This window comes from Arthrobacter sp. sptzw42, from assembly GCF_059089685.1.
Genome location: NZ_JBNHEX010000009.1, coordinates 93,714 through 119,142 on the forward strand (window position 1 = coordinate 93,714; position 25,429 = coordinate 119,142).

Genomic DNA, 25,429 nt, shown 5'->3' on the forward strand with positions numbered 1-25,429 from the left:
TACCTGGCCACCGTCCGGCATGCCGCCGGACCCGGCTAGGGTGGAAGCCATGACTTTCGCGGACGCCTCTTCTCCCGTTGACTGGCAGGAAAGGGCCAACGCGGCCGCCCGTTCGGTGACCGCTCTTTTCGGCAGGAAGCTGTTTTTCCTGCCGGGAACACACCTCGGGTCGGTGAAATGGCCGGCCCCTGCCGTGCGGTACTCCCTGAAGGGGCACCTGCTCCGGCCCTGGCATTACTGGTGGCAGGCCCACTACGTTGACTGCCTGGTGGATGCCGGCCGGCGGGAACTGGAAAACGGCGCAACACCGGCATCACGGTTCGACGGCCCCGGCAGGACCACCGCCCGGCAGTTGGCGTCCAGGCTGGTGACCGGGATGTGGCTGCGCAACGCGTTCACCCTCGTCAACAACTATTACGACGACATGGCCTGGCTCGCCCTCGCCGTCCTGCGGCTCGACCAATTGGCAAAGGAGACCGGGCAGCGTTATGCCGGCATCCGCGCGTCACTCACCCTGCAGTTTGACGCCGCCTGCACCGGCGACATGGGCGGAGGTGCCTTTTGGAGCAAAAAGCGGGACTTCAAGAACACGCCCGCCACTGCACCCATCGCTCTCTTCTATGCCCGCACCGGCCACCTGGCAAAGGCGCAGTCCCTGCTGGACTGGCTGGACGCCGCCCTCTTCGACCCGGACCAGGGCCTGTACCTCGACGGCGCCCGGCTCAGCCCGGAAGGGAACGTGGTGGTCGACAGGGCGCTCTACACCTACAACCAGGGCCCGGTCCTGGGCGCGCTGCTTGAACTGGGCGGGGAAGCGAATCTTGCCCGGGCCACAGCGCTGGTCGAGGGCGTGGAGCGGCTGCTGACTGTTCCGGAGCAAAGCGCCTCCGCCGACCAGGACACCCCAGGTGCTCCCCGGATGGTCCTGCGCTGCGAGGGAACGGGCGACGGCGGCCTCTTCACCGGGATCCTCTGCCGCTACCTCGCCCTCGCCGCAGTCGACCCCCGGCTTCCTGAACGGACCCGGGCTACCGCTGCACGGCTGGTGTTAAACACCGCCGGCGCTTTTTGGGACGGCAGGCGTCCTGCCGGCCCGGGCGATGGCCGCATCCGCAATGGTCAGCACGAACGGCCCGTTTTCTCCACGCATGCGGCCTGCCCGGCGGACGCCACCTACCCGCCTGGAACCAGCGTGGACCTTTCCACACAGCTGCAGGCCTGGATGGCCATCGAGGCCGCCGCTTCCATCACCTGATGACTGCTACTGCTGCACCGGCGGACGCTTCTTCTGCGGGTACGGCGCCTCACCGCGGGCCAGCATCTCCACAAACCCGGCAATCTTCCGCTCCCGGGTGGCGGCCTGCTTCACCGAGTTCGTCCGGTAAATCAGGGCGAACCGGTTGGTCCTGGTGAGGACATCGAACATGGCCTGGGCGGCAGGAACGGCGGCTATTGCCGCTGCCAGGTCCGCCGGGACTTCGGCGGTTGCCTGTCCTTCGTAGGCCTTGTCCCACCGGCCGTCTTCCTTCGCTGCGTTCACCGCCGCCCGTCCCGCGTCCGTCATCCGGCCATCGGCCTCCAGCCGGGCCACATACGTGACGTTCCTTGCCGACCACGGGCTCCTGGGTCCGCGGGGCGTCATCCGCTGGAAGGAACTTTCACCGTCCCGCCGTTTGGCCTGACCGTCAATCCAGCCAAAACACAGGGCCTCGTCCAGCGCTGCCGCGTAGTCCAGGCGGGTCACCTGCCCGCCCTTTTTATGCAGGACGAGCCATACACCGGGGCTGGTTTTGTGGTTTTGCTCCAGCCAACGGCGCCAGGCGGCAGCATCCGGAACCAGCAGTTCCTCGAGTTCAACAGCCATGGCCCTATTCTGCTCCTGCGCTCCGGCAGCACAAGCGAGGCGGCACCCGGCGGACCTCGTGGCAGGATGGCACCAAAGTCCCATCACCATGCACAGGAGAAGCCATGCTGCGTGTCCGCCCCCTCCACTTCACCTCCAACATCGAAGCCTGGGACCGCCTCCTGACCGCCCTGGGCCTGGTCTTGAGCGAGGGCGACGGCGGGTTCCGCGTCTTCGACGCCGGCTCGGGCCGCCTTGCCCTCAAGGAAGTACCGGAAGGAGCGGCAGAGGACGGAACCACAGCGTTGGCGGTGGAAGTCGGAGACCTGGCTGAGTTCGCCCGCCGGACGAACCTCGCCGCCCAGGATGACGGAACCACGCCTGCCGGGCTGGTCATGGCGGACCGCGGCGAAGCCTGCAGGATTACCGCGCCGGACGGTTTCAGTTTCCTTGCTGACAAAGCCGCCCAAAACGTCCAGGACACCGGCGCTGACCCGGCCCTCGCCGTCGTCGGGGTTTGGCTGACGGAGGACACTGCCTCGGCATCCGCCACACTGCGCCACGTCGGTGCCCGCCCCCGCCCTGTGCCGGACGCTGACGAAACTGCCGACTTCACCGCCAAGAACGGCGGGGTGCTCCTGGTGCGGCCGGCGTCCGGAACTCCACGCTCAGGGCTGGGCTTTGAGTACGACGGCGGCCTCGAACCTCTGCGGGAAAGGCTCACCTCCGCAGGCGTGGAGGCCAGCATCACCGAAGAGGCATTCGGCAGCACCCTCCACGTCCCCAATCCGGACGCCGGCCCCGGCGCGCCGCATGTGCCGCCAACGGTATGGATCTCGGAGCGGCGTCCCATGCGGTAGAACTTAACCATGAACGTGCGCACCCCTGACCCGAATCCCGGCTGGCTCTCCGAAGAAGACCTTTTTGAGGCGCGAGGGCGGCTGCCCATGGTTTACGTGGAGGCAGTGCCCGTCCGGTTGGATCCGCTGGGGTTCGTCAATGAGGTGGGTACCCTCCTCCAGGCTGACGAGGACGGCACCATGGTCCGTTCCCTCGTTTCCGGCCGCGTCATCTACCGCGAGACCATCCGCGCAGCCCTTCTCCGGCACATGGAAAAGGACCTCGGCCCGCTGGCGTTCCCGCAGCTGCCCATCAGCCCGGTCCCCTTCACCGTGGCGGAGTACTTTCCCGCTCCCTCCCAGACAGGCTTCACGGACGAGCGCCAACACGCCGTGTCCCTGGCCTACGTCATCCCCGTGACCGGCGAGTGCGAGCCACGCCAGGATGCCCTTGAACTCACCTGGATGACCCCCGCCGAAGTTCTCAGTCCCGGCGTCCAGGTGGAGTTCAGCGGCGGGCGGGGCGGCCTCATCCGGCAGGCCCTTGCCTTCGCGGGTGTGGGGTTCTGACACCCTCGGCGGCACCCGGCGTCCCCGACTTCGGGCCCCCTCCTTTGTAGACTGTAGGGCGGACCGCAAGAGAACTTAAGGACTCCCATGACCGAAACACCAGCCGCCCGGCACCATCGTGAACAGCAGGCTGGGACCCTGACCACCGGCAGCTGTATCCTCCTGCCCGACGGCGAACGGACAGCGGAGATCCATCAGGTGGAGCTGGAAACGGACGATTTCGGCGCACCCGCCCTGGTACTTGCCAGCCTTTCCGGCGGCGGGACACTTCGCATCGCCGTCGGCACCACCGTGACTGTCACCGACGGAGGGGCCGGCGCCGTGGCGCAGCTTCCGCAGCCAGCAGAGGCGGCGCCTTCCGAGGAGGCCGCGCAGGAGCAGCCCGGCGAAACACCCGCCGCGGCAGCAGCAGCTCCCGCCGTCGTCGTACCGCCCCTGCCCCCGGTTCCTCCCGCTGCAAGCGGTCCGGGCGAGGAGGAACTCGCGCTGATCCCGGCTCCGGAAGGCACACCGGAATCTGTGGTGGAAACTGCAGCGGAAGCCCACCCGGACGCGACGGGCGTGCTGCTGCTGGCCGACCGGCTCGCCAAAGGCGTGAACTTCAAGTCGGGCAGCTGCCTCAAGGACCTCAGCGACCTGGCCCATGAACTCTTCATTACCCTCAAGGACGCGGACGGCGCGCTGGCCGTCGCGGACCTGCTGAACGTCCTGCCCTACGACGGGAACCCCGGCCGGTGGGCCTCCGTGGAGGCGTCCCTGGCGCTGTCCAGCTACATCTGCCGGCAGGACGGCCAGAAGGAGCGGGCCGAAGTTTACGAGCGGCTGATCCGCACACCCGAAAACCAGGAGACCGATCCGTTCAAGGCGAGGATGGCCGCCAAGGTCCGGCAGCGCTCGCTCAACGAACCCAACCTGTACGACAAGGAAATTTTCCGGTCAATCGACAACTCCAACCATGACGCCGAACGGGAATGGCGCCTTCTGCGGCTCGAATCCCTGCTGTTCCTCCGGGCGCACGGAGGTTCGGAAACCATCGGCACCGGGGAACTGGAGCGCCGCATCAGCAACGAACTTGAGGCTGTCCGCTCCTAAGGAAATTCCCCCTACCCGGGGTCCGGCCGGAGTTGTACATTCGGGGCTATGACTAACAATCTGAGCGTGGTGATCAATGCTGACGCGCCGCAGGTCTGGACAATGCTGCGCGAACCGTCCAAAGTCGCCGAATGGCACGGCTGGCAAGCCGAGGACCTGGACGCCGAGATCAAGGAAATATACTTCTCCGCGGACGTGGAGGAGGCCCCGGACCATACCAGCCTGACAGTCCACGGCGGGGACGTCTTCGAGCTGAGGCCTGTCCCCCAGGGAACCCTGGTGAGTGTGACCCGGGCTGCCGTGGACCACAACTCTGAGTGGGCGGCCTGGGACGAGGACATCACCCAGGGCTGGCTTACGTTCCTGCAGCAGCTCCGGTTCGCACTTGAACGGCACCCGCACGGCAAGCGCCGCACGTTGTTCCTGCAGGTACCGGGCGGGCCAGGCTCAGGAATTGAAAAACTCGGTTTGGCCGATCTCCCCTCCCGGGGTGAGAACTACCAGCTGACCTTGGCCACCGGCGAGGAGATCTCCGGAAAGGTCTGGTACCGGACCAACCACCAGGTGGGACTGACGGTCCACAGCTATGCTGACCATGGTGACGGACTCCTTGTGGTGGCGAACCAGCTTGCCATCGAAGACGTCAGGCCCGACGGCGGGTCCCTGGTGATCGCTTCCACGTACGGCCTGGGTGCCGCCAGGCTTGATGCAGTCCGCACCTCCTGGGATTCGTGGCGGGCTGAGAACTACCCCACATCAGAACCCGTGAGCTGAGCGGCCTGCGCGATTGCTGGCACACTGGTACGGTGCCAGCCAACCCTGCTTCCGGTCCTTCCCCTTCCGCCGCCCCGGCAGACCCCGGCTTCGAGCCCGCGTTTCCTGATGAAGCGGCGCGGGGCGCGTCGGCCCGGAAGTCCGAGTTCGGGTTCCGGGTTGGCACCCGCCTTGCCGAAACCTGTCCGCCGTCCGCTGCCCAGGTAGCTTCGAACGTGGGTCAGTTCCTGGGACGCACCGGCACCATCACCACACCCCACGGGGAGATACAGACCCCGGCGTTCATCGCCGTCGGGACCAAAGCCACGGTTAAGGCTGTGCTCCCCGAGTCCATGGCGGACCTCGGGGCCCAGGCGCTGCTGGCCAACGCCTACCACCTCTACCTGCAGCCGGGAGCGGACATTCTGGACGAGGCAGGCGGCCTTGGTGCGTTCATGAACTGGCCCGGGCCCACGTTCACGGACTCGGGCGGGTTCCAGGTCATGAGCCTCGGCTCGGGTTTCAAGAAGGTCATCGACATGAAATCTGTGGACGCGTCCGGACCTGACGATGCCGTTGCCCCCGGCAAGGAGCGCCTTGCCCACATTGACGACGACGGGGTCTGGTTCAAATCGCACCTGAACGGAGACCGGCACCGTTTCTCCCCCGAAATCTCGATGCAGGTGCAGCACAAGATCGGCGCGGACATCATGTTCGCCTTCGACGAGCTCACTACCTTGCAGAACTCGCGCGGCTACCAGGAAGAGTCACTGGAGCGCACCCGGCTGTGGGCACTGCGCTGCATTGCGGAGCACTTCCGGCTCACGTCGTCCCGGGCGGGGAAACCGTACCAGGCCCTGTTCGGCGTGATTCAGGGCGCCCAGTATGAGGACCTCCGCCGGAAGGCGTGCCGTGACCTGGGCGCCATGCCGTTCGACGGCTTCGGCATCGGCGGGGCCTTGGAGAAGGAGAACCTGGGAACGATTGTGCGCTGGTGCAACGAGGAACTGCCGGAGGACAAGCCGCGCCACCTGCTGGGCATCTCGGAGCCGGACGATATTTTCACGGCAATTGAGAATGGGGCCGACACGTTCGACTGCGTCTCCCCCACCCGGGTGGCCCGGAACTCGGCGTTCTACACACCCCAGGGCCGGTTCAACCTGTCCGGGGCAAAATACAAGCGTGACTTCGGCCCCCTACAGGACGGCTGCGACTGCTACACCTGCACGCATTACTCACGGGCGTACATCCACCACCTGTTCAAGGGCAAGGAAATGCTGTCCGCCACCCTGATCTCGATCCACAACGAGCGGTTCGTGGTGAAAATGGTGGACGACGCCCGCCTGGCCATCGAATCCGGCACTTTCTTCGACTTCAAGGCCGAGACGCTGGGGCAGTACTACTCCTGAGCGCCATGGCGTCTCGCTCCGGCTGCCGCCGTCGCCGCCGGAACTGCTGGAGCGGCCGGACTGGCGGCCGTTTCGACGGTTCCCTGCGCCCTCGACGTTCCGCATCACCGCTTATGCGGGGAACCGTCGAAACGGGCTTGTCCACATAGCCTCGTCCGGCGTTGGGTGTGGAAGTCGGCGCCGCCATGGTGGAAGCATGACCGATTTTGCTGCGCTTCCTCCTTCGACAAATCTTTGGCGGACAGACGAACTCCTCGAACTGGGCCTGAATTCGCGGGCCATCTCGGCACTGGTCCGGCAAGGAATTCTGGTCCGGGTGCGGCGGGGTTGCTACGCACGCGGCGCCTGGTGGGCGGGGTTACAAGCCGCCGGGCGCCGTCGTCAGTTCATCCATGCGCACGCACATGGAACCAGAACGACGTCGGCAGGCGGCTTCGTCTACAGCCACACCTCGGGTGCGAGCTTGCGGCGGCTTCACCTGTGGGACGTCAATGACCTGGTGCACGTCACCCAGTCGGGCCGCCCGTCCAGCATCTCGCACGGACGCGGCGTAGTTGCACACACAAGGAGTCTTGTCAGCCGGGACATTTCGTTTGTGGAAGGCCTGCCGTGTACGTCCTTGGAGCGCACGGTGGTGGACTGCTGCCTGATGCTCAATCTGCGGCAGTCCGTAATCCTGGTAGATCACGCTGCCAGGCTTGGCGCTGACCTCTCCCTCCTAAGGAGTCATTGCGCCGCGCTGGCCGGCCGCAACGGAGTCGTGGCGCTGCGCCGGGCCCTCGAACTGGCGGACCCGCGTTCCGAGTCAGCCGGCGAGAGCCTTACCCGGGAACTGATCCACAGGCTGAGGATCCCGGCGCCGGATCTGCAGTACGAAGTCCACACCCACCTCGGACGGCACCGGCTGGACTTCGCCTGGCCGGACCGGAAGGTTGCCCTTGAGTTTGACGGCAAGTCCAAGTACTTCGACTATCGGCCCACCAACGATGTTCTGTTCGACGAACGCCGGCGTGAGAAGGCGCTGATGGAGGATGGCTGGACCTTTCTCCGCGTCGAGTGGAAGGACCTGTTCAACGAAGCGGAGTTCAAGTACCGCGTGCTCCGGGCGTTGGCCCAGGGCTCCGCGCGGTGAGCACCGGGCTGCAGGCGCGGCCGTTTCGACGGTTCCCTGCACGTAAGACGGTCCCGGACGTCGAATGTGCGGGGAACCGTCGAAACGGGCAGCGGAGGCGGGCTGGCGCGGAAGGTCAGGCCGCAGGCTCGGGAACAGCACCGTAGCTCGGCTCCCGCTTCTTGATCCACCCGATGACCAGCGACGTGACAGGCACCAGGATGAACTCGACGAGGGTTTTGTAGACAAAGCCCACCACAACGTAGTTGACGAAGGTCGCGAAGTCGGTGATGCCGATGACGGATGCGGCGATGCTGCAGAAAATCAGGGTGTCCACGAACTCGCCGGCCCCTGACGAACCCATCAGCCGTGCCCAGAGGGAATTCTCCCCGGAACGCGCCTTCATCCGCACCAGGATCCACGAGTTGATGGTCTGCCCCGCGAGGAACGCCAGCAGCGACGCCAGCACAATCTGCGGTACCGGGCCCAGGGCGCCTTCCAGGGCGGCCTGCTTGGATGTTCCGAACTCGTCGTCGAAGCCAGGCAGGGCGATGATCACCCAGTAGCTGAGCGACGCAAAGACGGACAACGCGAATGTGGTGAAGATAGCCTTGCGGGCCACCTTGAAGCCATAGACCTCGCTGATCACGTCGCCCAGGATGTAGGCCAGCGGGAAAAGGAAGAAACCCCCGTCGGTGATGATAGGGCCGATCGCCACGCCCTTGGACGCGCCAATGTTGGACAGAATCAACACCACCGCCATGAACGCCAGCATGATCCCGAAGTACGGTGAACCAATGGAGGCAAATTTGGCGCCGCGGCCGGACGGCGTTGTTTGCGGCAGGGCGTTTTGGCCGGGTGCTGAAGGCATGGGGAGTCCGTTTCGTAGTGGTTCGCTCGGGGCCCGGTATAACGGGGCTGCCGGCTGTAGTAGCACTGTCCGCCCAATTGTCCCACTGAACGGGGTCCCTTTCGGCGCGCTGTTCAGGCACACAAGGCGGGCGGCCGACGCCGGATGGCAGGATAGAGCCATGACTTCTGTCCCCACCGACGTCCAGTCCCCCGCTGCCGCTCCCGCCGTCGTCCTGACGATCGCAGGTTCCGAAGCCACCGGCGGGGCCGGCGCCCAGGCCGACCTGAAGACCTTCCAGGAGCTCGGCGTCTTTGGCATCGCGAACCTGACCTGCATCGTGTCCTTCAACCCCGAGGACAGCTGGAACCACCGCTTCGTGCCGGTTGACCAGCAGGTGATCGCCGACCAACTGGAGGCGACGACGGCGGCGTACGGCCCGTCGTCGGGCGCCCCGTCCGTGCTCGACACGGTGAAGATCGGCATGCTGGGCAGCCCCGCGACCATCAGCACGGTGGCAGGCGCGCTGGAGGCCGGGCAGTTCCGCAACGTGGTCCTGGACCCCGTACTCATCTGCAAGGGCCAGGAGCCCGGGCACGCACTGGACACGGACCAGGCACTGAAGGCGCAGATCCTCCCCCTGGCAACGTTTGTCACGCCCAACCACTTCGAAGCCGAATCCCTGTCCGGGCTGCAGATCACGGACGTGGAGTCCCTGAAAGCCGCGGCCATCCGCATCCATGAACTCAGCGGCGCGGTGGTACTGGCCAAGGGCGGGGTGCGGCTGGCCGGCCCGGACGCCGTCGACGTCTACTACGACGGCAGGACCCTTGAAGTGCTCAGCGAACCGAAAGTGGGCGAGGTGGCGGTGTCCGGCGCCGGCTGCTCGCTGGCGGCAGCGGTGACGGCGGAACTGGCCAAGGGGGCCACGCCGCTGGAAGCAGCCCGGGCGGCCAAGGCCTTTGTGACCGCCGGGATCCGCAACCGGGTTGCCTCCGGAGCTCCCTTCGACGCCCTCTGGCAGGGCGGCACGCGCTAGCTACCCCGGGCCTTCACACGGCTCGCGGGGTCGGCTTACAGAGACCTTCGCCCCAGCACGCTCTCTCACTTGATGCAGGAAAAACCCGCATGCTCTCTCACTTTCGTAAGAAAAGTGATAGAGCATGCGGGTTTTTGCTGCAGGATCTGAGAGAGCGTCCTGATGGGGTGAGGGTTCGACGGCGGGTGGGCACCCGCCGTCGAACTTCCTTTGTTTCTGGCCCCGGACGTCAGACGCCCAGCAGGTCCTTGTCCTTGTCGCCGTCCTTGCGGGCCTGCACCCAGGCGTGGCCCTGCTCGTGGTCCAGGTGGGTTGCCTTCTTGTTCTTCAGCGCGAAGATGTACACCAGCAGCGAGATGGCAATGGCCACAGTGACGTAGGTGAAGAACAGGTCCACGCGCTCTGCCTTCTGGAAGGCGGCTCCGATGAGCGGAACCGTCCCGCCGAACAGTGAGTTGGCGATCGCGTAACCGAGGCCGACGCCGAGGGCACGGATGGAGGCGGGGAACAGTTCAGCTTTCACAAGGGCGTTGATGGAGGTGTACCCGCCCACGATCAGCAGGCCGCCCAGCATCAGCAGGAACGCGGTGAACGGATCCTTGGTGTTGGACAGCGTGGAGAGCAGCGGCCAGGTGAACAGCACCCCGGTGATACCGAACCAGAGGAGCAGCGGCTTGCGGCCCACCTTGTCCGACACCATGCCGTAAACCGGCTGCAGGAGCATAAAGATGAACAGCGCCCAGAAGTTGATCACGGAGGTGTCGGTCTTGGCGATGCCCGAGGTATCGTTCATGAACTTCAGGATGAAGTTGGTGTAGGTGTAAAACGCCACCGTGCCGCCGAGGGTTACGCCAACGCAGATCAGCAGCGGCTTCCAGTACTGCGTGAACAGCAGCTTCATGGTGCCGGGCTGGGCAACTCCTGCTGCGGCCGGCGTCTTTGCGGCATGTACCTGCTCTGCCGAAACGGTTTCCTCCATGGATCGCCGCAGCCAGAGAACCACAAGCGCTGCGACGCCGCCCAGTGCGAAGGGAATCCGCCATCCCCACTCCGTGAGGTCCTCCTTGGGCATGACGTTCTGCAGGATCACCAGGACCAGCAGGGCCAGCATCTGGCCGCCGATCAGGGTGACGTACTGGAAGCTGGAGAAGAAGCCGCGGCGCCTGGACGTTGCGGCCTCGGACATGTAGGTGGCGCTGGTGCCGTACTCGCCGCCCACCGAGAAACCCTGGACCAGGCGGATCAGGATGAGCAGGACCAGCGCCCAGACACCCACCTGCTGGGTGGTGGGCAGGATCGCGATGGCGAAGGAACCGGCGGACATCAGGGTGACGCTCAGCGTCAGTGCCGCCTTACGTCCCTTGCGGTCGGCGTAACGGCCGAAGAACCAGGCTCCGATCGGCCGCATCAGGAACGACGTGGAGAAGACCGCCATCGCCTCCAGCCCTGCCTGGAGGTCATCCTTGGAGTTGAAAAAGTGGGACTGGAAATAGGCGGCAAAGACCGTATAGACGTACAGGTCATACCACTCGACGAGGTTGCCGGCCGACCCCTTGAGGATGTTGCTCACTGCCCGGCGCGTCTGGGCGGCCTCGCCTGTTGCTGCTGTCTGCTGGGTGCTCATCGCTGTACCTTCCTTGGCTGCGCGGCCCCCGCTGTCCGCTGCGGCCTGGCTTCGTTGCTGTCCATGGCAGCATTGCTCATGGTTCCTCCTCGACGTTGTGCGTCCCCTGTAAGGCCTGAGGACCCCACCAAAGCTATTCGTGAGCTAACGCACAGCCCAAGCGGAAGCGGATTTCCTAACACTTCCTTAGGTTTTCCCCCGCGGGGTGTTCCATGCGGGGGAAGGCAGGGCAGGACTGGAAACCAGCGGAAGGGGTAACCTCCAAAGGCAGGCAGGGGAATCAGGAAGCAGCTGAAAAGGAACAGGAACTGGCAATGGATGTGCTTATCGTCGAGGACGACGACGCCATGGCGTCCGCCCTTGATGCTGCGGTGGTCTCGGCCGGGCATACCTCCAGCAGGGTTTCCCGGGGTGCAGACGCCCTCCTCGAGCACAGGCGGTTCGAGGTTATCCTGCTGGACCTGGGGCTTCCGGACATGGACGGCCTGGACGTACTCCGCAAGCTCCGCCAGGTCACCCCTGTGCCCATCCTGATTCTTACCGCCCGCGACGACGAACGCAGCGTGGTGCTGGGACTGCGCTCGGGTGCTGACGACTACCTCGTCAAGCCGGTAAAGCTGGTGGAACTCCTCGCACGCATTGAGGCCGTCACCAGGCGAACGGGCCGCGCCAGGGACAACAGGCAGCAGCGGATCGTACTGGGAGAACTCGAAGTGGACCTCGAGCGCCGGGTGGCCCTTCTCGGCCAGCAGCCCCTTCCCCTGACCGCCACGGAATTCGACCTGCTTGCGCTCCTGGCCCGCCATGCGGGCTCAGTGGTCACCCGGGAGCAGATCCTGGACGCTCTGTGGGGCGACGCCTTCCTGGCCTCCTCGCGGTCACTTGACGTGCACCTGACCGGCCTTAGGTCCAAGCTGCAGCTGCCGGGCTTTATCATCAATGTCCGAGGCGTTGGCTACCGCATCGAGGCGGCTCCTGCGTGAGGGTCCGTGTCCTCGGGGTCCTGAGCATCCTGGCCGTCCTCCTGGTGCTGATCGGTTCCAACGCTATCCTCGCCTCTGCCAGCAGGGAGCTCACCCAGGAACTCCAGATCAACAGGGCGGCTGCCCTCAACCGGCTTGCGCAGGTTGCGTTCGACGCCGGAACTGACGGCGGTGATTCCGTCCAGCTTCAGGCCGAGATGAACAGGTATTCCGAGCTCTACGGTGAAGGCGTCCTGATCCGCCTCCAGCAGGGCACCCTGCGCTCCGGCGGGCTGAGTGAGAACAGGCCCGACGTACAGGACGCGATTGCCCGGGCGAATTTGAACCTCAGCGACACTACCCTGGCGCCGATCGAACCGTTCGGGACCGGATCCGAGGTCATTTCCCGCTCCTTCGGCAGCGCCAGCCAAGTGCTCGGCGCAGCCGTTTTGGAGGTCAACCGGGACGCTGCCCGGCAGAAACTGCGGGAACGGTGGCTCGCCGTCGGACTGGCAGCATCCGCGCTCACGGGCATGCTCCTATTCGGAGCTGCCAGGGTGACCCGGTGGGTGCTGCGCCCGGTCCACCGTCTTAACGCCGCCGTCGCCGAACTTGAAACCACCGGGCGCAGCCGCCAACTGCCCGCGGAAGGGCCGCCGGAATTGAGGGAACTGAGCCGCTCGTTCACCGCGATGGCACAGAGCGTCAGCGACAGCATTGAATCCCAGCGCCAGCTCATTGCTGACACCTCACACGAACTGCGCAACCCGGTGGGCGCCCTGCGGCTGCGGATCGACCTGCTGCAGCTGGAATTGAAGACCGCCCGCGCTCAGGCTGCGGCGGCCGCCGTTGTGACCGAACTGGAGCGCGTTGAACATCTCCTCGACGGAGTGCTCCGGCTGGCCGCGGCGGAGCACCGGGCTTTTGTGGACGCAGCCGCCATCCCGCTCAGCAGGCTTCCGCAGGGCGGCCACGGACCTATTGACCCCTTCGCCGTCGTCCAGGAAGAAGTTGAACGGGCCGGACCCTCCGCCCAGCACGCCGGGTCCTCCATCCTCCTGGACAGTCCACCCGCGCAGACCCCACTTATCTCATGCAACGCGGACCACCTTGCTCAGATGGTGGGAGAACTGCTGAACAACGCCATCAAGTACGCGGGCCGGGCCCGCATTTCCGTTGCGGTACGGGTCTGCGGCGCCACCGTGGTCATTGAGGTGTCCGACGACGGGCCAGGGCTTTCGCCCGAAGAGCGCACTACTGCCACCCACAGGTTTTGGCGCTCACCCCGGCACCGGGACATCAGCGGCAACGGCCTGGGCATGACGATCGTGGAGAAGCTTGTGGCCGCCAACGGGGGGCGCCTGCTGCTTCGCGAGGCACAGCCCCACGGCTTGGCCGCTGCCCTGGAGTTCCCGGCCGCTCCTGCAGGCGGCGCCCCGGCAGCCGTAAGGTCGCCCAATGATTGATCCCTGTTCGCGCCGATTGTCGAGGCGCACCGCCCTCAAAGCTGGTGTTGCCGCCGGTTTCGCAAGCGTGCTGCTGCCCGCGCTGGGCGCCTGCACTGCGGAAGACCGGACGGAATCCGTCACCGTCGCAGGGGGTGAACCGGGCGGTTTCTACCTTGAGTTCGCTACCCTCCTTGCTGCCTCCCTGGAGCGCAATGGCGTGGCGCGGCAGGCTGCAGCACTGACCACCGGCGGCAGCCTGGACAATCTCGAACAGCTCCTGGCCGGGAAGGCGACATTCGCCGTCGCCCTCGCTGATGCCGCAGCCCAGGCGGAAGGGCGCAGAACCGTGCCCGGTCCCGGAATCACAGCGCTTGGACGGGTTTACGAGAACTACGTCCACTGCGCGGTCCGCAAGGCCAGCGGAATCCGCACGATCTTCGAGCTCGCCGGCAGGACAGTTGCCGTGGGCGAACCCGGTTCCGGAACATCCCTGACCACTCCACGCCTGATTGACGCTGCGGGGCTGAGCTCGGCATATTCCGGTGCAGGTCCTGCCAGCACCGCCGGACAGGCTGTCACGGTTTTGAACCTCGGTCTTAACGACGGGCTGACTTCACTCCGGGAGGGAAGAGTGGACGCTTTGTTCTGGTCTGGCGGCGTTCCCACCGCGGCCATCGCTGCTGCCCATCACGACGTCGGGCTCAACTTCCTGGACCTCTCTGCGCTGCTCCCGGCGCTCCGGGCCACGCACGGCGCTTTTTATGACCGGGTGCTGATCCCCGACGGAACCTACGAAGGACTTCCTGCCGTCTGGACCGTAGGCGTGACGAACCTGCTGCTGTGCCGGAGCGACCTGGGTGAGGAGCCGGTGAAACGTACCGTCAAGCTTTTGGTCAACCAGGCCGCGGAATTGATCCCCCGCTCCAGCCTTGGCATCCAGTTCCTCAGCCCGGAAACCCTCGTCAACACGGCCGGCATTCCGCTGCACCCGGCGGCGGCGGAGGCATACCGCGTGCTGCACGGGTGAGGGACGCTCTCTCACTTGATGCAGTGATTAGGCAGATCCTCTCTCACTTTTGTATGAAAAGTGAGAGAGGATCCAGGCTTTTGCTGCAGGACCTGAGAGAGCGCCGGGTCAGCTGCCGGAGTGGGCCTGCAGGAAGCTGTATACCTCGGTCTCGTCCACGCCGGGGAACGCTCCCGGCGGCATTGCGGCCAGGAGGTGCGAGTGGGCGCGGGCGGACGGCCAGGCGTTACCGGCCCATTCCGCTGTGAGGGACTCGGGTGGCCGCTTGCAGCAGGCGGGATCCGGGCAGTTGGAAGTAGCCCGCGCCGTCGTCTCCCGCCCGCGGAACCACTTCACGTGCTGGTACGGCACCCCGATGCTCAGTGAAAACTCCCCTGCGGCCGAGCGTTCGGTGCGGGCGGTGCACCAGTAGGTGCCGGCAGGCGTATCGGTGTATTGGCTGTAGGCGCTGAACTTGTCCGGCACATTAAACACGGCCCGCGAGGTCCACGCCTTGCACGACGGCTGCCCCTCGATGGCACCGGTGTGGTCCTGGGGGAAGTCCACTCCGTCATTCTCGTACGCCTTGTAGATGATGCCGCTCTGGTGCGTTTTCTGGAAATGAGTGGTGATGCCCAGGTGCTTTGTCGCGAGATTGGTGAAGCGGTGGGCCGCGGTCTCGTAGGAAACAGCAAACGCATCCCGGATATCTTCCACCGCGATCTTCTTGGCCGCCTTGGCCTTTTGTAAAAATTCCACGGTTGCCTGCTCTGGCAGGAGCAGCGCAGCAGCGAAATAGTTGGTGGCCACCCGCTGTGCCAGGAAATCACCGTAGCTGCGGGGCGTTTCGTGGCCCAACACGTAGTGCCCCAGGGCCTGCAGCAGCACGGACCGGGGATCGTGGTCCTGCCGCTGGCTTTGCGTGAGGTAAATTCTTCGGTTCTTCAAATCCGTTACCGAACGGGTGGAATGCGGCAAGTCGCCCACATGGTGAAGGGCGAAACCGAGGTGCGCGGCGATGTCCGCTATGACGTGTTGGCTCAGTGGTCCCGCGGTGTACCCCACCTCCTTCAAAACTTTTTGCGCCTCCAGCTCGTACTCCGGGAAATAGTTTCCCCGCTCGCGCATCATGGCCCGCAGTTCACCGTTTGCACGGCGGGCTTCTTCCGGCGTTGCCACCTGCTCATTCATCTTTCGCTCTAGCTCATGAAGCAGCCCTATCTGGGCCTCGAGGACGTCCAGGGGAAGACGCGAACTGATGCGGATTTTGGGCAGGTTCAGGGACTCATACAGGGGTCCGCGCTGGTACCGTTCCAGCTCGATTTCCAAGGCCGCGCGGCGGCTGGGCGGTTCGGCTCCAAGCAGCTGGTCAATGCCGACGTTGAGGGCTGCGGCCAGGTGCTGCAGCAGCCCGAGTTTCGGTTCCCGCTTGCCGTTCTCGATCAAACTCAGCTGGCTGGGGGCAGTCCCGACTGCGGCACTCAGGTCATCGAGCGTGAGACCTGCCTGCTTGCGCAGGTGGCGTACCCGGCGGCCCAGCGATATCACGTCCAGTCCCGGGGCGGCGGTGGGCGGCTGGGAAACGTCCCTGTTCCAGCTTGAAGGCGACATTTCTGCAGGATACGCGAAGAACGGCATTTCTTTCCACCCTTTTTCTCTGGAAAGGGAGTTGGAAGTGCTGAAAAGTGTATTACGGAAAGAACGCCGCACCGGAAAGCCGGTGGCAAACTCAACGACGCGGTTCCCACCTACCAATTCCGGAGCTCAATTAAGGAGATCAACGATGACTGCAGCATTTGAGCCCACCTTGCAGACGCCCGAACAGCTGGCCACCGCCCTGGAGCTCGAGTGGGCCGCCAACCCCCGCTGGGAAGGTGTGACCCGGGACTACTCAGCCTCCGACGTCGTCCGCCTCCGCGGTCGGGTCTCCGAAGAGCACACTCTGGCCCGCCGCGGCGCCGAGAAGCTCTGGAAGCAGCTCACCGAGGAGCACAAGACCGGCGGATACACCAACGCATTGGGCGCCCTGACCGGCAACCAGGCAGTCCAGCAGGTCAAGGCAGGCCTGCGCGCCATCTACCTCTCCGGCTGGCAGGTTGCCGCGGACGCGAACAACTCAGGCCACACCTACCCGGACCAGTCCCTGTACCCGGCAAACTCGGTTCCCACGGTGGTCCGCCGGATCAACAACGCGCTGCTCCGCGCCGACCAGATCGAATTCGCCGAAGGCGTCCAGACGGTTAAGGACTGGCTGGTCCCGATCGTTGCCGACGCTGAGGCGGGCTTCGGCGGCCCGCTGAACGCCTACGAGCTGATGAAGTCCATGATCCAGGCCGGCGCCTCAGGTGTTCACTGGGAAGACCAGCTCGCCTCTGAAAAGAAGTGCGGGCACCTCGGCGGCAAGGTCCTGATCCCCACCCAGCAGCACGTCCGTACCCTGAACGCCGCCCGCCTGGCCGCTGACGTCGCCGGCACCCCTACCGTCGTCATCGCCCGCACCGACGCCGAAGCAGCCACCCTCATCACCTCCGACGTGGACGAACGCGATCGCGAGTTCATCACCGGCGAACGTACCGCTGAGGGCTTCTACAAGGTACGCAACGGCATCGAACCCTGCATCGAGCGCGCCAAAGCCTACGCACCCTACTCCGACCTGATCTGGATGGAAACCGGCACCCCGGACCTTGAACTGGCCCGTAAGTTCGCCGAAGCCGTCAAGGCCGAGTTCCCGGACCAGATGCTCTCCTACAACTGCTCACCGTCGTTCAACTGGCGCAAGCACCTGGACGACGCCACCATCGCCAAGTTCCAGCGCGAACTCGGCGCCATGGGCTTCACCTTCCAGTTCATCACCCTGGCCGGGTTCCACGCCCTGAACTACTCGATGTTCGACCTCGCCCACGGCTACGCCCGGGAAGGCATGAGCGCCTACGTCGAACTCCAGGAAAAGGAATTCGCGTCCGAATCCCGCGGCTACACCGCAACCAAGCACCAGCGCGAAGTCGGCACCGGCTACTTCGACACCATCTCCACCGCGCTCAACCCGAACGCATCCACCCTCGCCCTGGTCGGATCGACCGAAGAGGGCCAGTTTCACTAAAACTTAGCGTTCGACGGCGGGCCTTGCCTCCGGCGTTCGGACCGGCATCGCTCTGCCTGCTATTCCCCCCGTCCCGGTTTCGACCTCGCTGAGCGAGGACCGGGACGCGGGGCGCCTTTTACGCAGGCTGCCGCGACACCGGCTCCTCGGCCTCGTGCCTTAGTCGCCACCCTGCCGTCAACCGCCGTCGAACTTCCTTTTTCGTCTCTTAAGGAGACTGAAATGAACAGCTTTACTGACAGCTTCACCATCAATGGCATCACTTTGACCGCGCAGCCGGTTTGCCGGCAGAACGAGGTGCTAACCCCCGACGCACTGGCATTCATTGCCAAGCTGCACCGGGCCACTGCTGGGCGGCGGCAGGAGCTGCTGCAGGCGCGGCGGACACGGCGGGCCGCGATCGCCGACGGCGCTGATCCGCGGTTCCTCCGGGAGACCGAGCACATCCGCAACGATCCGTCCTGGCGCGTCGCTCCCCCGGCTCCCGGCCTGGAGGACCGCCGCGTCGAAATCACCGGCCCGGTGGACCAGAAGATGACCATCAATGCCCTGAACTCCGGCGCCAAGATATGGCTGGCGGACATGGAGGACTCGTCCACCCCCACCTGGCGCAACGTGATCAAGGGCCAGTTGAACCTCACCGACGCCCTGGAACGCCGGATCGACTTCACCAGCCCGGAGGGCAAGGAATACAAACTCCGCCCCGCCGCAGATCTTACCACCATCGTGGTGCGCCCCCGCGGCTGGCACCTGCCGGAAAAGCACATGCTGATCGACGGCGCCCCGATCGCCGGCGGAATCGTGGACTTCGGCCTGTACTTCTTCCACAACGCCCGCCGCCTGCTGGCCCAGGGCAAAGGCCCCTACTTCTACCTGCCCAAAATCGAAAACCACCTCGAAGCAAGGCTCTGGAACGACATCTTTATCCTCGCCCAGGACCTGCTCGGCATCCCACAGGGCACCATCCGCGCCACCGTGCTGATCGAAACCATCACCGCAGCCTTCGAAATGGAAGAAATCCTTTACGAACTTCGCGACCACGCCGCGGGCCTGAACGCGGGCCGCTGGGACTACATCTTCTCCATCATCAAGAACTTCCGCACCCGCGGCCCCCGCTTCGTCCTTCCCGACAGGGCACAGGTGACCATGACCGCACCCTTCATGCGTGCCTACACCGAACAACTCGTCCGGGCCTGCCACAAGCGCGGCGCCATGGCCATCGGCGGCATGGCCGCTGCCGTGCCCAACCGCAAGGACCCCGAGGCCAACACCAACGCATTTGAGAAGGTCAGGGCAGACAAGACCCGCGAGGCCAACGACGGCTTTGACGGCTCCTGGGTGGCCCACCCCGACCTGGTACCGGTCTGCCGCGAGGTGTTCGACAGCATCCTCGGCGACAGGAACAACCAGCTGGACCGGCTCCGGGAGGACGTCACGCCGGACGACCGCGCCCTGATCAACATCGCCGCACTGCACGGCACCATCACCGAACAGGGCATCCGGAACAACATCCAAGTGGGCATCCGCTACATCGAGTCCTGGTTGCGCGGCAACGGCGCGGTAGCAATCCACAACCTCATGGAAGACGCCGCCACCGCTGAGATCTCCCGCTCCCAGCTCTGGCAGTGGATCTACGCCCGGGCCATCACGGACAAGGGCGAGATCATCACCCACCACTGGATCGAGGAACTTCTGGACGAGGAATTCGCCCGGCTGGAACGCTTTGACGGCGACCGCTTCGAAGACGCCCGCGACATCTTCGAAGAAGTCACCCTCGCCCGCGACTTCCCGTCCTTCCTCACGCTCCCCGCCTACGCCCGCTACCTCACGGAAGCCCGCGAACGGGCATCGGTCGAAGAACTGGCCTTAGCGTAACCAGACTTCCGTTCGCCGGGCCGGCACGCCCTTCCGCAACAGGCACCTCCGAAATCCGGAGGGCCGGCCCGGCGGCGGAACACCTTGGAACACCCCCTGGGCAGGTCCGCGATCCAGCGACGCTCTCTCACTTACTGCACGCAATCCAGCGATGCTCTCTCACTTTCCACAAGAAAGTGAGAGAGCGTCGGCACATAAGCTGCTTCAAGTGAGAGAGCGTCCTTGTATTTCTTGCGTTAAGTGAGAGAGCGTCCCGGGCCGGGGGTGGGGTGAAAGCACGACGGCGGCGCTGGGGCATCCCTGTTTACCGCCCCTTGGGTACGCGCCGGACGGAGAGGGTGGCGGCGAGGAAAAACGTCAGCACCGACGCCAGGATAAGCAACAGGGCAGGAGTCCAGGAGCCTGAGATGTCGTGCACATAACCCACCAGTGGAGGTGCCACGGCGCCGAAGCAATACCCCAGCCCTTGGACGGTGGCAGACATCCGGCCGGCGGCAACCTGGTCCCGGGCCAGCTTGATGATGGCGATGAAGATCAGGGTGATCCCGCCGCCCTGGGCAACACCACCAAAAATGGACCACAGCCACCACAGTTCAGGGGCCAGCAGGAGCCCGGCGGGCACTGTTGTCCATAGCAGGCCCACGGTGACGGCCGTCGTCGTCGTACTGAAGTATTTGGCGGCGAACGGCACGCCGAGGCCGCCTGCAATGGCGAACACCTGGAAAAGTGAGGATCCCGCTCCGGCCCCGGCAGCGGACATGCCGAGTTCGTCATTGAGGTAGCTGGGCAGCCAGGCGGTGACCGCGTAGTAGGAGAAGGCCTGTCCGGCGAACGCCGCCGTCAGCCCGGCAGTGGTCCATCCCGAGCCCGCAACCGCTGCAGCCCGCGGCCCGTCCGGGGCAACAGCAGCGGAGGGCACAAAAGCCGCGCGAAGCCCCACGGCAAGGGCCCAGCAAACGATGGCAGCTATGGCGAAGACACCAACCGACGCGAGCGCCAATTGCCAGCCCGCCATTTCTTCCAGCGGTGCAGTGACCATCGAGGTCAGGAAGGAACCGACGTTGAGCGCGGCCGTGTAAACGCCCATGGCAGTTCCCTGCCGCAGCGGCGGAAAGTCACGGCGAATGATGAGGGGCGCGGCGATATTGCCAATGGTGATGGCCAGGCCAATCACTACCGTCCCCGCCAGCACCAGCACCGGGCCACCCGAGGAACGGATAATCACACCCGCCAGCACACCCAGGATGGTGAGGGTCACAGCAAACTCTGCGCCGTACCCCCGGGCCACGAGTGAGGCCAGCGGCGCCGCGAGCGCAAAGCACAGCACCGGAATACTGGTGAGCAGGCCGAGGACCACCGGGGTAAAGCCCAGGTCGGCCTGCATCACGTCCACCACCGGGGCGACGGCCACAAAGGGGCCGCGAAGGTTCAGCGCCAGCAGCCCGATGCAGGCCAGCAGGATCCAGGTACGGGGAACCCGGGCAAAAATGCGGCCGCTCACCTGCGGGGCTTGGGACTTGAGACTTTTTTCATCACCCTCATTGCTATCACGGCGGCACGGCAGGTCCCGGTGGCGGCGGGCCCGTCCTGCCTTACGATGAACATCTCTGCCGCACTTCCGGGACGAAGGACACACCATGCAGCACCGGCTTGCCATCCTTGATGACTACCAGGACGTCGCGCACGGCTTTGCGGATTGGTCCTCCCTGGAAACCGCGGGCGTCACAGTGGCCACATACCGGGAGCCGTTCCCGTCACAGGACGCGCTGGTGTCCGCCCTGGCAGGGGTAACGATCATCATTGCCATGCGGGAGCGGACCGCCTTCCCCCGGGAAGTGCTTGAAAAACTCCCCGCGCTCCAGCTCCTGGTCACTACCGGGATGGCAAACGCGTCCATCGATGTGGAGGCAGCAGGTGAGCTGGGAAAGACGGTGTGCGGCACTCCCGGTTCTCCCACCGCCGCTCCGGAACTTACCTGGGCGCTGCTCCTTGCTCTGGCACGCAACATTTCCGCCGAGGATGCTTCTGTCCGTGCAGGAGCCTGGCAGAACACCGTGGGCTTCGAGCTCGCCGGCAAGACACTGGGCGTGGTGGGCCTCGGCAAGATCGGCCGCAGGGTTGCCGGCTACGGGCAGGCCTTCGGCATGGATGTCCTGGCGTGGAGCCAGAACCTGACGGACGAGGCCGCTGCCGAGGCAGGGGTGCGGAAGGTGTCCAAAGAGGAACTTTTCCGCAATTCCGACGTCGCCACGCTCCACCTGCGCCTGTCTCGCCGTTCGGAGGGGACAGTGGGCGAACCGGAGCTGCGGCTGCTGGGACCGGACGGCGTGCTGGTGAACACTGCACGTGGACCTCTGGTTGACCAGGACGCCCTGGTGCGGGCCTTGTCCGACGGATGGATTGCCGGCGCCGCACTGGATGTCTTCGACCACGAACCCCTGCGCGCGGGCCACCCGCTCCTCAGCGCACCCAACACGGTGTTGTCCCCGCACCTCGGCTACGTCACGCGGGAAAGCTACCGGCAGTTCTACGGCGGGGCGCTGGAAGACGTCAAGGCCTGGTTGGCAGGCTCACCCGTGCGCGTCATTTCCGCCTGAAGCTCTCCTGGATAAGACGCGGGCTGAGCTTTGGTCCGGCTACGCGGTTGCCTGCAGCGCTGCCTCGATGGCAGCCGGCGACAACACATGCTGGGTCACCATCCGGCTGGCGCCCAGGATGGCCGCCCGGTCCCCGGCCCGGGACAGTGCGATCCGGAGGTGGGCTGTGGCAAGGGGCAGCGAGCGCCGGTACACGACTTCACGCACGCCTGCCATCAGGTGCTCCCCCGCCTGGCCCAGGCTGCCGCCGAGCACAACAACAGATGGATTAAGCAGGTTGACCGCGGTGGCCAGGACGTCGCCTACGTCCCGGCCCGCCTGGCGCAGCACCTGGATGGCCTGCAGGTTTCCCTGCGCCACAAGCCGCAGCACATCACTGCCCCTGGCTGCAGGCACCCCCTGACTGACCAGCGCGGCCGTCAGTGCCGGACCGGATGCCAAGGCTTCCAGGCAGCCGTAGTTGCCGCAGCGGCACAGGACGTCGTCGCCGCGCGGAACCCGCACGTGGCCCAGGTCGCCGGCGGTACCGTTGGCACCGCGCTGCAGGGTTCCGCTGCTGATAATCCCGGAGCCGATTCCGGTGGCCACCTTGATGAACAGGAAGTTCTCCTCCCCCGGCCAGTGGGCGGCCTGCTCCCCCAGTGCCATGATGTTCACATCGTTGTCCACCAGCACGGGAACCGGCAGCAAGCGCTGAACGTAAGAGACGACGTCGAACCCGTCCCAGCCCGGCATAATGGGTGGCTTAACCGGCCGTCCGGTGGCGTGCTCCACCGGCCCCGGAAGACCGACCCCGACGCCCGCCAGGTCCGTCGGCCCGCGTCCGGCCACGGCGAGGAGCGACTCCCCCTCCTGAATTACCCTGCCCAGCACAGCCTCCGGCCCGTCCCCAACGTCCTGCGCCAGGCGCTGTTCGGCGAGGACCTGGCCCTTGAGGTCAGTGACGGCGACCAACGCGTGCGTGGCTCCGACATCCACGGCCAGCACCACGCGCACCGCCGGATTGAACGCAAAGCGCGACGGCGGCCTGCCGCCGCTCGAGTTGGCCTCACCAGCGGGGCCTACCAGGCCTGCGGCGAGGAGGGCATCAATGCGCGACGCCACGGTGGACCTGGCCAGACCGGTGGTGAGCGCCAGCTCAGCCCGGGTGCGTGCCTGGCCGTCCCGCAGGAGTTGGAACAGCACTCCTGCACCGCCCTGGATTACCGCAGGCTCAGGAGTCGTGGCGCTGCTGCCTGCTGTCTTGGTCATAGAACATGGATAGCACGGCCGCTTCTGCATGTCACCCGGTCAACTTTTGCTTGACGTAAATCAAAAGTAGTTCTAGCTTTGCACTAAACCAAACAGCTGTGAACCAGGCCACGAAACCTTCGCACGGATCCGCCTTAACCAACACAGGAGACCACATGTCATACTCCCTTCAGCTCTATACGCTGCGGAAGGCGATCGAGGAAGATCTGCCTGGAACCATCAAAAAAGTGGCCGATATTGGCTTCACCCAGGTCGAGCCGTACAACTTCGTGGCCACTGCAAAAGAACTTGGGGCGGCACTGCGGGCGAACGGCCTCACCGCGCCTTCAGGCCACGCCCCCCTGTTGAGCCAGGACCAGGACCAGATCTTTGCAGCCGCCCGGGAACTGGGTATCACTACAGTCATCGAACCGTTCATCCCGGCCGACCGCTGGCAGTCCGCAGACGACGTGCAAGCTACGGCGGCCAAACTGAACGAAGCCGCCCGGAAGGGCGCCGGATACGGAATACGGGTGGGGTATCACAACCATCAATGGGAGCTGGAGTCCACCATCGAGGGCCGTACGGCCCTGGAGTACTTCGCGGACCTGCTGGACCCGGAACTGGTTCTGGAGGTGGACACCTATTGGGTGGCCGTCGGCGGCCAGGACCCGGTGGACATCCTCACCAGGCTCGGCGATCGGGTGAAGTTCATCCACATCAAGGACGGGCCCCTGACCACCGACACCAAGGCCCAGCAGCCCGCAGGCCAAGGCAAAGTCCCCGTGGTGGATGTCATCGCGGCCGCGAAGTCCCTTGAGGTGGGCGTGGTGGAGTTTGACGATTACGCCGGCGATATTTTCGAGGGCATCAATGAGAGCCTTTCGTTCCTTCTGGCATCAGGCGATGGGATCAAAGCGTGAGCCCCAACGAATCTGTAAGGTCCTCCGGCCGTGGTCCGGTGGGCGTAGGTGTCATCGGCGCCGGCAACATCAGCAAACAGTACCTGGACAACCTCACCACTTTTCCTGACCTTAAGGTCCACGTCATCGCGGACCTGTTCGAGGAAGCGGCGGAAGCCCGCGCCAGGGAGTACGGCATCCCGGAGTGGGGCGGCGTTGAGAAGGCGCTTGGCCATCCCGACGTCGAAATCATCGTCAACCTCACCATTCCTGCCGCCCACGTCGAGGTTGCCACTGCTGCAGTCAACGCGGGCAAGCACGTGTGGACCGAGAAGCCCTTTTCCCTGGACCGGGACTCCGGCCTGGGCCTGCTCAAGACCGCTGACGCCGCCGGAATCCGCCTTGGCTGCGCCCCGGACACGTTCCTCGGCGCCGGGCTGCAGACTGCCCTTCGCCTGATCCAGCGCGGTGACATCGGCACGCCCCTCACCGCCCTGACCACCTTCCAAACCCCCGGCCCTGAATCCTGGCACCCCAGCCCAGAGTTCCTGTTCCAGCGCGGCGCCGGTCCCCTCTTCGACATGGGCCCTTACTACCTCACTACCCTGGTCCAGGCTTTCGGCTCCATCCGCAAGGTAGCCGCCGTGGGGTCCAAGGCCAAAGATGTCCGCGTCATCGGCTCCGGCCCCAAAGCCGGCGAAGAGTTCACCGTGGAAGTGCCCACCCACGTGTCCGCGATGGCCCAGTTCGAAAGCGGGGCGTCCTCGCACAGCGTGTTCTCCTTCGAGTCCCCGCGCCAGCGGATGGGCTTCGTGGAGATCACCGGCACCGAGGCCACCCTGTCCCTGCCTGATCCCAACTACTTCGACGGCGACATTAGGCTGTGGCGCGCAGGTGACGAGGAATGGACCACCATCCCGGCCACCGGACCGGCGAACGGCCGCGGCATGGGAGTTCTGGACATGGCCCGGTCCATCCGCGCCGGCGTCCCGCACCGCGCCACGGGAAACCTGGCGTACCACGTCCTGGACAGCATGGTCTCCATCTCGGAATCCATCGAATCCGGCACCTTCGTCAACGTCGAAAGCTCCGCGGCCGCGTCGGCTCCCCTCCCCGAGGACTGGGCCCCGGAAACACTGACTCTCGGCGGCACCGCGTGAACCCGGAACCGGGCGCCAA

At 65.3% G+C, this 25,429-nt stretch carries 22 protein-coding genes; 16 read left to right on the plus strand and 6 right to left on the minus strand.

All coding sequences use genetic code 11. The annotated features are described in order from the left end of the window. Positions 1–49 precede the first annotated feature (49 nt). A complete protein-coding gene (locus tag AC5RT4_RS12535; RefSeq protein ID WP_494105941.1) occupies positions 50–1,255 on the plus strand; it encodes a glycoside hydrolase family 76 protein in 1,206 nt (401 codons plus the stop codon). A gap of 6 nt (positions 1,256–1,261) precedes the next feature. Here AC5RT4_RS12535 and AC5RT4_RS12540 read toward each other — a convergent pair whose 3' ends face one another. After that, entirely contained in the window at positions 1,262–1,864 is a 603-nt protein-coding gene (locus AC5RT4_RS12540; RefSeq protein WP_494105942.1) for a YdeI/OmpD-associated family protein, read from the minus strand. Positions 1,865–1,968: 104 nt separating this feature from the next. Here AC5RT4_RS12540 and AC5RT4_RS12545 point away from each other — a divergent pair, with 104 nt between their 5' ends. From AC5RT4_RS12545 to AC5RT4_RS12570, 6 genes are all read left to right on the plus strand, one after another. Further along, positions 1,969–2,703 carry a VOC family protein gene (locus tag AC5RT4_RS12545; protein ID WP_494105943.1) on the plus strand — a complete coding sequence of 245 codons (735 nt, stop codon included), beginning with the start codon at positions 1,969–1,971 and terminating at the stop codon, positions 2,701–2,703. A gap of 9 nt (positions 2,704–2,712) precedes the next feature. Continuing rightward, positions 2,713–3,252, plus strand: coding sequence for an NUDIX hydrolase family protein (locus tag AC5RT4_RS12550; protein ID WP_494040682.1), 540 nt, complete (start codon positions 2,713–2,715; stop codon positions 3,250–3,252). 87 nt (positions 3,253–3,339) lie between these two features. Then, a complete protein-coding gene (locus AC5RT4_RS12555; protein ID WP_494105944.1) occupies positions 3,340–4,344 on the plus strand; it encodes a DUF6707 family protein in 1,005 nt (334 codons plus the stop codon). Positions 4,345–4,392: 48 nt separating this feature from the next. Continuing rightward, positions 4,393–5,118 (plus strand): SRPBCC family protein, encoded by a 726-nt coding sequence (locus AC5RT4_RS12560; RefSeq protein ID WP_494105945.1) that lies wholly within the window; start codon positions 4,393–4,395, stop codon positions 5,116–5,118. Positions 5,119–5,150: 32 nt separating this feature from the next. Beyond that, positions 5,151–6,506: a tRNA guanosine(34) transglycosylase Tgt gene (gene tgt / locus AC5RT4_RS12565; RefSeq protein WP_494105946.1), complete on the plus strand. Its 1,356-nt coding sequence runs from the start codon at positions 5,151–5,153 to the stop codon at positions 6,504–6,506. 196 nt (positions 6,507–6,702) lie between these two features. Then, positions 6,703–7,638 (plus strand): type IV toxin-antitoxin system AbiEi family antitoxin domain-containing protein, encoded by a 936-nt coding sequence (locus AC5RT4_RS12570; protein ID WP_494105947.1) that lies wholly within the window; start codon positions 6,703–6,705, stop codon positions 7,636–7,638. A gap of 115 nt (positions 7,639–7,753) precedes the next feature. On the opposite strand, the gene AC5RT4_RS12575 is transcribed toward AC5RT4_RS12570, so the two are convergent. Next, complete coding sequence (locus AC5RT4_RS12575; protein WP_494105948.1) at positions 7,754–8,488, minus strand: queuosine precursor transporter; 735 nt, start codon at positions 8,486–8,488, stop codon at positions 7,754–7,756. 160 nt (positions 8,489–8,648) lie between these two features. Here AC5RT4_RS12575 and AC5RT4_RS12580 point away from each other — a divergent pair, with 160 nt between their 5' ends. Then, on the plus strand, positions 8,649–9,506 hold the full coding sequence (locus AC5RT4_RS12580; RefSeq protein WP_494040676.1) for a hydroxymethylpyrimidine/phosphomethylpyrimidine kinase: 858 nt from the start codon (positions 8,649–8,651) through the stop codon (positions 9,504–9,506). A gap of 229 nt (positions 9,507–9,735) precedes the next feature. Here the strand turns inward: AC5RT4_RS12580 and AC5RT4_RS12585 are convergent, their stop codons facing one another. Next, complete coding sequence (locus AC5RT4_RS12585; RefSeq protein WP_494105949.1) at positions 9,736–11,130, minus strand: MFS transporter; 1,395 nt, start codon at positions 11,128–11,130, stop codon at positions 9,736–9,738. A 314-nt stretch (positions 11,131–11,444) separates the two neighbouring features. Between AC5RT4_RS12585 and AC5RT4_RS12590 the strand changes: the two genes are divergently transcribed. From AC5RT4_RS12590 to AC5RT4_RS12600, 3 genes are read left to right on the plus strand one after another with little or no spacing between them, the layout of a single operon-like run. Continuing rightward, complete coding sequence (locus tag AC5RT4_RS12590; protein WP_494040674.1) at positions 11,445–12,113, plus strand: response regulator transcription factor; 669 nt, start codon at positions 11,445–11,447, stop codon at positions 12,111–12,113. Then, positions 12,110–13,558 carry a HAMP domain-containing sensor histidine kinase gene (locus tag AC5RT4_RS12595; RefSeq protein ID WP_494105950.1) on the plus strand — a complete coding sequence of 483 codons (1,449 nt, stop codon included), beginning with the start codon at positions 12,110–12,112 and terminating at the stop codon, positions 13,556–13,558. The genes AC5RT4_RS12590 and AC5RT4_RS12595 overlap by 4 nt, the downstream gene beginning before the upstream one ends. After that, positions 13,551–14,567 (plus strand): TAXI family TRAP transporter solute-binding subunit, encoded by a 1,017-nt coding sequence (locus AC5RT4_RS12600; protein WP_494105951.1) that lies wholly within the window; start codon positions 13,551–13,553, stop codon positions 14,565–14,567. Before AC5RT4_RS12595 ends, AC5RT4_RS12600 begins: the two co-directional genes overlap by 8 nt. A 108-nt stretch (positions 14,568–14,675) precedes the next feature. On the opposite strand, the gene AC5RT4_RS12605 is transcribed toward AC5RT4_RS12600, so the two are convergent. Next, positions 14,676–16,184 (minus strand): helix-turn-helix domain-containing protein, encoded by a 1,509-nt coding sequence (locus AC5RT4_RS12605; RefSeq protein WP_494105952.1) that lies wholly within the window; start codon positions 16,182–16,184, stop codon positions 14,676–14,678. A 145-nt stretch (positions 16,185–16,329) separates the two neighbouring features. Here AC5RT4_RS12605 and aceA point away from each other — a divergent pair, with 145 nt between their 5' ends. Next, on the plus strand, positions 16,330–17,646 hold the full coding sequence (gene aceA, locus AC5RT4_RS12610; RefSeq protein ID WP_494105953.1) for an isocitrate lyase: 1,317 nt from the start codon (positions 16,330–16,332) through the stop codon (positions 17,644–17,646). Positions 17,647–17,868: 222 nt separating this feature from the next. Continuing rightward, entirely contained in the window at positions 17,869–19,521 is a 1,653-nt protein-coding gene (aceB, locus tag AC5RT4_RS12615) for a malate synthase A (RefSeq protein ID WP_494105954.1), read from the plus strand. Between the two features lie 304 nt (positions 19,522–19,825). Here the strand turns inward: aceB and AC5RT4_RS12620 are convergent, their stop codons facing one another. Further along, on the minus strand, positions 19,826–21,022 hold the full coding sequence (locus AC5RT4_RS12620; protein WP_494105955.1) for an MFS transporter: 1,197 nt from the start codon (positions 21,020–21,022) through the stop codon (positions 19,826–19,828). 136 nt (positions 21,023–21,158) lie between these two features. Between AC5RT4_RS12620 and AC5RT4_RS12625 the strand changes: the two genes are divergently transcribed. After that, entirely contained in the window at positions 21,159–22,118 is a 960-nt protein-coding gene (locus AC5RT4_RS12625; RefSeq protein WP_494040668.1) for a D-2-hydroxyacid dehydrogenase family protein, read from the plus strand. 39 nt (positions 22,119–22,157) lie between these two features. Here AC5RT4_RS12625 and AC5RT4_RS12630 read toward each other — a convergent pair whose 3' ends face one another. Beyond that, positions 22,158–23,369 (minus strand): ROK family transcriptional regulator, encoded by a 1,212-nt coding sequence (locus tag AC5RT4_RS12630; RefSeq protein ID WP_494105956.1) that lies wholly within the window; start codon positions 23,367–23,369, stop codon positions 22,158–22,160. Between the two features lie 155 nt (positions 23,370–23,524). Between AC5RT4_RS12630 and AC5RT4_RS12635 the strand changes: the two genes are divergently transcribed. Then, positions 23,525–24,271, plus strand: a complete 747-nt coding sequence (locus AC5RT4_RS12635; RefSeq protein WP_494105957.1) for a sugar phosphate isomerase/epimerase family protein — start codon at positions 23,525–23,527, stop codon at positions 24,269–24,271. Continuing rightward, positions 24,268–25,410, plus strand: a complete 1,143-nt coding sequence (locus AC5RT4_RS12640) for a Gfo/Idh/MocA family protein (protein WP_494105958.1) — start codon at positions 24,268–24,270, stop codon at positions 25,408–25,410. The genes AC5RT4_RS12635 and AC5RT4_RS12640 overlap by 4 nt, the downstream gene beginning before the upstream one ends. The last annotated feature ends 19 nt before the right edge of the window (positions 25,411–25,429 follow it).

Coding starts and splice junctions, on each gene's coding strand:
- AC5RT4_RS12625 (WP_494040668.1), top strand. CDS start 21,159: ATGCAGCACCGGCTTGCCATCCTTGATGACTACCAGGACGTCGCGCAC.
- aceB (WP_494105954.1), top strand. CDS start 17,869: ATGAACAGCTTTACTGACAGCTTCACCATCAATGGCATCACTTTGACC.
- AC5RT4_RS12585 (WP_494105949.1), bottom strand. CDS start 11,130: ATGAGCACCCAGCAGACAGCAGCAACAGGCGAGGCCGCCCAGACGCGC.
- AC5RT4_RS12580 (WP_494040676.1), top strand. CDS start 8,649: ATGACTTCTGTCCCCACCGACGTCCAGTCCCCCGCTGCCGCTCCCGCC.
- AC5RT4_RS12590 (WP_494040674.1), top strand. CDS start 11,445: ATGGATGTGCTTATCGTCGAGGACGACGACGCCATGGCGTCCGCCCTT.
- AC5RT4_RS12630 (WP_494105956.1), bottom strand. CDS start 23,369: ATGACCAAGACAGCAGGCAGCAGCGCCACGACTCCTGAGCCTGCGGTA.
- AC5RT4_RS12540 (WP_494105942.1), bottom strand. CDS start 1,864: ATGGCTGTTGAACTCGAGGAACTGCTGGTTCCGGATGCTGCCGCCTGG.
- AC5RT4_RS12555 (WP_494105944.1), top strand. CDS start 3,340: ATGACCGAAACACCAGCCGCCCGGCACCATCGTGAACAGCAGGCTGGG.
- AC5RT4_RS12605 (WP_494105952.1), bottom strand. CDS start 16,184: ATGCCGTTCTTCGCGTATCCTGCAGAAATGTCGCCTTCAAGCTGGAAC.
- aceA (WP_494105953.1), top strand. CDS start 16,330: ATGACTGCAGCATTTGAGCCCACCTTGCAGACGCCCGAACAGCTGGCC.
- AC5RT4_RS12575 (WP_494105948.1), bottom strand. CDS start 8,488: ATGCCTTCAGCACCCGGCCAAAACGCCCTGCCGCAAACAACGCCGTCC.
- AC5RT4_RS12550 (WP_494040682.1), top strand. CDS start 2,713: ATGAACGTGCGCACCCCTGACCCGAATCCCGGCTGGCTCTCCGAAGAA.
- AC5RT4_RS12600 (WP_494105951.1), top strand. CDS start 13,551: ATGATTGATCCCTGTTCGCGCCGATTGTCGAGGCGCACCGCCCTCAAA.
- AC5RT4_RS12635 (WP_494105957.1), top strand. CDS start 23,525: ATGTCATACTCCCTTCAGCTCTATACGCTGCGGAAGGCGATCGAGGAA.
- AC5RT4_RS12570 (WP_494105947.1), top strand. CDS start 6,703: ATGACCGATTTTGCTGCGCTTCCTCCTTCGACAAATCTTTGGCGGACA.
- AC5RT4_RS12535 (WP_494105941.1), top strand. CDS start 50: ATGACTTTCGCGGACGCCTCTTCTCCCGTTGACTGGCAGGAAAGGGCC.
- AC5RT4_RS12545 (WP_494105943.1), top strand. CDS start 1,969: ATGCTGCGTGTCCGCCCCCTCCACTTCACCTCCAACATCGAAGCCTGG.
- AC5RT4_RS12560 (WP_494105945.1), top strand. CDS start 4,393: ATGACTAACAATCTGAGCGTGGTGATCAATGCTGACGCGCCGCAGGTC.